The organism is Cellulomonas pasadenensis, assembly GCF_047229365.1.
Lineage (GTDB): Bacteria > Actinomycetota > Actinomycetes > Actinomycetales > Cellulomonadaceae > Cellulomonas.
This window is the reverse complement of sequence record NZ_JBFTEP010000194.1, coordinates 1-4,879: the sequence shown is the minus strand read 5'-3', so window position 1 is coordinate 4,879 and position 4,879 is coordinate 1. Positions and strand designations below refer to the sequence as shown.

The following is a 4,879-nucleotide window of genomic DNA, read 5'->3' as shown; positions in this document are numbered from 1 at the left end:
TCCGCCGCCCACACCCGCTGCGTGCCGCGTCCGTCGACGCGACGGCGGTAGACCTTGCACAGGAACTCCCGCACGAACTCGTCGACCGAGCCGAAGTACAGCTCGGGCTCGTCGACGTCGCCGGCCGGCTCAGCCTCGCTCGACTGGACCTGTTCCTTGACGGCTGCCTCCGCCGCAGCGGCGGCTCGCAGCCGCAGCGCTTCGATCAGCTCGGGTGTGAGGACTTCCGCGACCGCGGCATCCGCCATCTCGGCCACCTGCTTGCGGACCGCGTTCTTCACCGCAGCGTCGACGTACTCCCCCGCCAGGCCGCCGATGTCGAGACCGAAGGCGCGACCAGCGGCGGACGCCGGCACGTCGTCGTCGACGTCGATCGGCTCGGCCTCGATCCCGTCGTCGTACTCGTCGTCCCCCCACTCGCTCACGACGCCTCCTGCTCCTCGACGGCGGCGACGGCCGCCAGCTCGGTCTGGCCCTCGCGGATGGTCCGCTCCGCCACCGGGTCGTGCGCCGCGATCGACGCGCGCACGGCCGCGGCGTGCGGTCCGGTCATCCACGGCTGGGTACGAATGAGCGTGGGGCGTGCGCCGGAGGCGAGCACGACGGCGCGGCCCTTGGGCATGGCCGCCAGGTCCGCGACGTCGAGGATGCGTTCGCGGTGCAGCTGCTGGGAGACCGTGCGGTGCCCGCGGCCGCTCGACGTCGACGACGAGAGCCGGTCGTAGTCACCGATCACCCGGGACAGATCCTCGAGGAACGCACCCTCGCTGACGCCGCCGCCGTAGACCTTGACGTTGGAGGCGGACCACAGCTTCTTCATCCCCGACTCGCCCCAGACCTCCACGCCCTGCGACCAGGACTGCAAGATCGTCATGAGGACGATCCCGCGCGAGCCGTAGTGGCTGTACAGGTTCGGCAGCTCGCGCCAGCGGCACACGTTCGCGGCCTCGTCGAGCACGCCGAGCAGCGGGGTGGTCAACCGGCCCCCCGACGATCGGGCGGCCAGTTCCTCGCCCGCCTCGACCACCGCCACGGTGAGCGCGGTGACGAGCGGGCCGGCGGTGCCCCTCCCCTCCTTGGACAGCGAGTAGAGCGTGCCGCCGTCGGCCTGCACGAAGTCGTGCGGGTTGAACTGCGGCCGCTGGTCGGCCTGCCCCTGCGGGGTGACCCACGCGGCGACCTGCCGGTTGGTCAGGCACGAGGCCATCTGCTGGGCGGTGCCAAACACGCCGCCGCGCTGCTTCTCCGGGGCCGACACGACGCCGGCCACCTGGTCGGCGGTCAGCGGGAACCCGTGGCGGCGCAGCAGGTCCGCGGCGGTCTCGTCGGTCGGGCGGGTCAGCCAGGTGTAGACGTCCGTGATCGGCCGCCCGTCGAGGGCAGCGGCGAGCAGCAGCCCGGCGAGGAGGTCTTGGCCCGCCGGGTCGAAGTAGGCATCGGTGCGCGCGCCCGGGTCGCGCGAGCCGGCCGCGAAGTGCTCCGCGAGACGTGCCGCGCGCACCTCGTCGGTGACGTAGCTCAGCGGGTTCCACCACCAGGTGGGCTCCTCGTTCGCGATCGCCTGCGGGTCGAACACCCACACGGGACCGCGCTGCGCCCGCACGTCCCGGGTGGCGTCGACGACGTCGCGCTTGTTCGAGGTCACGAGCACCGAGCCCGGTGCGTCCAGGATGGCCGGCACCGCACGGCTGGTCGTCTTGCCGGTGCGCGGGCCCCAGATGTCGATGTGCATGTCCTCCCAGGAGCCGAACAGCGGCGTCCCGGTGCCGACCGTCCGACCGATCGGCACCCCGGGCGACGTCGTGACGCCGAGGCGCTGGGCCTTGGCCTGGGCGCTCTTGCGAGTCAGGTCCTCGACGTCGCGGCCGCGGCCCATGTACGCCGCGGCGCGGTCGACGCGCGTGCGTCCGCGTCGCATCCGGGCGAGGGCGACGCCGAGCAGGGCCGCCAGGACGATCAGGACCAGGGCGACCCCGGCGAGCACGACCCAGCCGGGCGTACCCGGCCAGGCCAGTTCACCGCCGAGCAGGCCGAACAGCACTGAGAACGGGTCGGACGGCACGTCGACCCCGGTGCCGGCGATCTTGTGCCCTAGGTGCATCCCGGCGTACACGGAGCCGACCACGAGGAACACCAGGACGATGCCCACCCACAGCAGCACCATCTCGCCGGTCAGGCCACCGGGGTCGCGGCGGCGGTTGTTGGGGGTGCTCATGCGTCCACCGCCGGCGCGACGCGCAGGGCGCGTCGACCGACGCGCGACTGGTGGTGCCAGAGCTTGTTGGTGTCGTTGATCGACCGCTCCACGCTCGTCAGCTGCACGTCGACCGGGATGCCCGGGCGGCCGCCGACCTTCACGAGGAACTTCCCGCGGCCCGGGGGCTCCGCCTCGCGGCCGGTCATCGGGTCCCAGGCGGGCGGGTCCTGCCAGCCGATGAGGAGTTCCTGCTCGGCCTGCGAGAACGGCACCGCGGCGGTCAGCTGCGGCATCTCGGCCGACGGCAGGCCGCCGCAGATGACCATGCCCGAGCGCTCCACGAACCCGCGGGCCTTCATGCGGTCCTCCTCGCTGGCCAGGGCCAGCAGGTCGCTCATCGTGTGCGAGATCATCGCCATGCCGACGCCGCGCTGACGGTTCAGGCGGGTGAGCGCGTCGACGCGATCGACCATGCCGCGCCCGGCGCGAAGGGCGCGCCACAGCTCGTCGAGGATGACGAAGTAGTGCCGGCGCGGCTCGAGGCCGGCGTCGGCCAGCGCGTTCGCCACGTTGACCGTGCCGAAGCCGGCCGACCAGCACGCGAGCAGGGTCGCTGCTTGCAGGTCCATCTCGGAGTCGTCGATCGCGGAGACGTCGTAGACCACGGGCGCGTCGCGGCGCATCGGGTTCGTCGTCGGGTGCGCGAACGTCTCCCCCAACCGGCCCCCGCCGACCAGGCCGATCAGGGAGGCCTCGAGGTTCTCCGTGATCGCCTGGTAGCGGGTGTCGTCGCCGCGGTCGAGCGCGACCGCACGGACCTCCGGGGGGCCGGCCTGGATGACGCGGAGCAGGTCCCCCAGCACCGGGACGCCGTCGTGGTGCTCGTCGAGCCACTTCAGCGCCCGGTCGAGGATCGTCTCCTCGCGGTCGCTCGGCGGCGCGGCCCGCAGGATCGTCAGCAGCGCGGAGACCATCGTGTGCCGGCGCCCGTGGGCGTCGGCGAGCACCTGTGCGGCCTGCTTGTCGAACCCGGCCTCCCGCAGCCGCACCGCGGCGCCGGTGGCCTCGCCGGGGTCGAGGATGTTCAGGTGCCCGCGCCCGCGGCCGAGGGTGATGACCTGCCCGCCGAGCGCTTCGATGAGGTCGACGTAGTCGGGTTTGAGGTCGCCCAGCACCAGGGGCATGACCCCGTAGCCGGTCAGGCCGGTGGCCATGCGGCGCACGATCGTCGACTTGCCCAGGCCGGGCTTGCCGAGCACGAACGCGGACGGGTTGCTGATCAGCTTGGCGCGCTGGAACCAGCTGATGGGGTCGCAGCACAGGGTGGCGCCGGTGGTGATGTGCCGGCCGAGCGGGACGCCGATCATCGGTGTGCCGGTGCCGATCGCGAACGGCCACAGCCCGCACACCTGCACCGTGGTGCCGCGCCACTCGTCGGCTTGCTGCACGTAGGTCGCCTGCCCCCGGCCGCGGCCCAGCCACCCGCGCATCGGTGGCCGCAGCGGCGGCTGCTGCGGACTCTGTGCCGTGCGGTTTTTCTTCGCGCGGCTCACAGCTTGTCCCGTAGCTCGGCCGGGACCTGAATGTGCTTGGGCAGCACGAGCCCCAGGGGCAGCGCGGCGGCAAACGCGGAGTCCTGCGACCCGTACACGGGGCGCAGGCGCAGCCGTGCGGTGGCCGCGAGGTTGTCGACCGCGGCGCGGGCGTCCGGTGCCTTCTCCAGGTCCGCCACAGTGGCCGTGACCAGCATCCCGAACTGCACCAGACCGGCGCCGGAGGCCTCCTCGCTCGCCGTCGCGGCCGCCGCGCGCACCGCCAACGAGTCACGGGCGGCGGGCTTGCTCGTCGAGGTCATCCGGAACTCCGCGGCCCGAAGGTCGGCCTCGACGATCGCGGCGGCCCTGGCCGCGTCGAGCGGCCGGTACAGCAGGGTGGCGCGCTTGCGTGCGATGTCGCGGTGCGGTGCCAGCAGCCGGGCGAGCACCCCGGACTGGACGTTGCCGCGCGGGGCGGAGGTCATCGCCCACGTGCACGAGTACGCCGAGTCGTGCCGGTACCCGTCCCAGGCGGCCTGCGCGGCGACCGGTCCGACGTCGGGCCACGTCAGCTCGGGTGTCTGGCCGGCGGCGTGCGCCTCGTCGATCAGCCCGGCCGCGGCCGGGTCGTACGCGATCCGGATCGCCTCGCACAGCTCCTGCGCGGACAGCGGGTGCGCCGCACCCGCGCCCGTGGCCTGCAGCGCCCCGGTCAGTCCGGGCAGCCGGGCCGCGAGCTCGCGGCCCATCTCCTGCGCGTCGCGCTTCTTGCCACTGCCCCGCGGGGCGGCGCTGAACGTGATGGCCACGAACGCCTTCACCGTCGAGGAACCGGTCGGGTAGTGCTCGACGACCTCACGCAGCATCGCCTGCGCGAACGCCGGGGCGTCGTCGTCCAGGTTCATGCCGACCTCGCGTCGCAGCCGCGAGCCGGAGTCCGGTGCCGTCTCGATGGTCACCGACGCGGCCTCGAGGCCCGGCTCGTCGCCGAGGTTGGCGAGCCAGTGACCCCAGTCGGCCACCCACACGTCGATCTGCTCCTGGTCAACGAGGGCAGCCCCGTCCGGTTCAGTGCCGATCACGACTGCGAACGACCCGGTCGCGGGGGTGTGCAGCAGCGCGAAGGGGCGCCCGTAGGAGTCGCGGT

General features: G+C 73.2%; 3 protein-coding genes and 1 pseudogene. All 4 read right to left on the bottom strand.

The window, feature by feature from the left end; all coding sequences use genetic code 11:
• Window positions 1-425: pseudogene (locus tag AB6N23_RS17270) on the bottom strand (DUF4913 domain-containing protein); the annotation flags it as partial.
• On the bottom strand, window positions 422-2,215 hold the full coding sequence (locus AB6N23_RS17265; RefSeq protein ID WP_412867205.1) for a type IV secretory system conjugative DNA transfer family protein: 1,794 nt from the start codon (window positions 2,213-2,215) through the stop codon (window positions 422-424). The gene AB6N23_RS17265 and the pseudogene AB6N23_RS17270, both read right to left, overlap by 4 nt.
• Window positions 2,212-3,687, bottom strand: a complete 1,476-nt coding sequence (locus tag AB6N23_RS17260) for an ATP/GTP-binding protein (protein ID WP_412867206.1) — start codon at window positions 3,685-3,687, stop codon at window positions 2,212-2,214. Before AB6N23_RS17260 ends, AB6N23_RS17265 begins: the two co-directional genes overlap by 4 nt.
• A gap of 59 nt (window positions 3,688-3,746) precedes the next feature.
• Window positions 3,747-4,879 (bottom strand): SCO6880 family protein (locus AB6N23_RS17255; protein ID WP_412867204.1); only part of this gene is annotated, 1,133 nt, incomplete at its 5' end.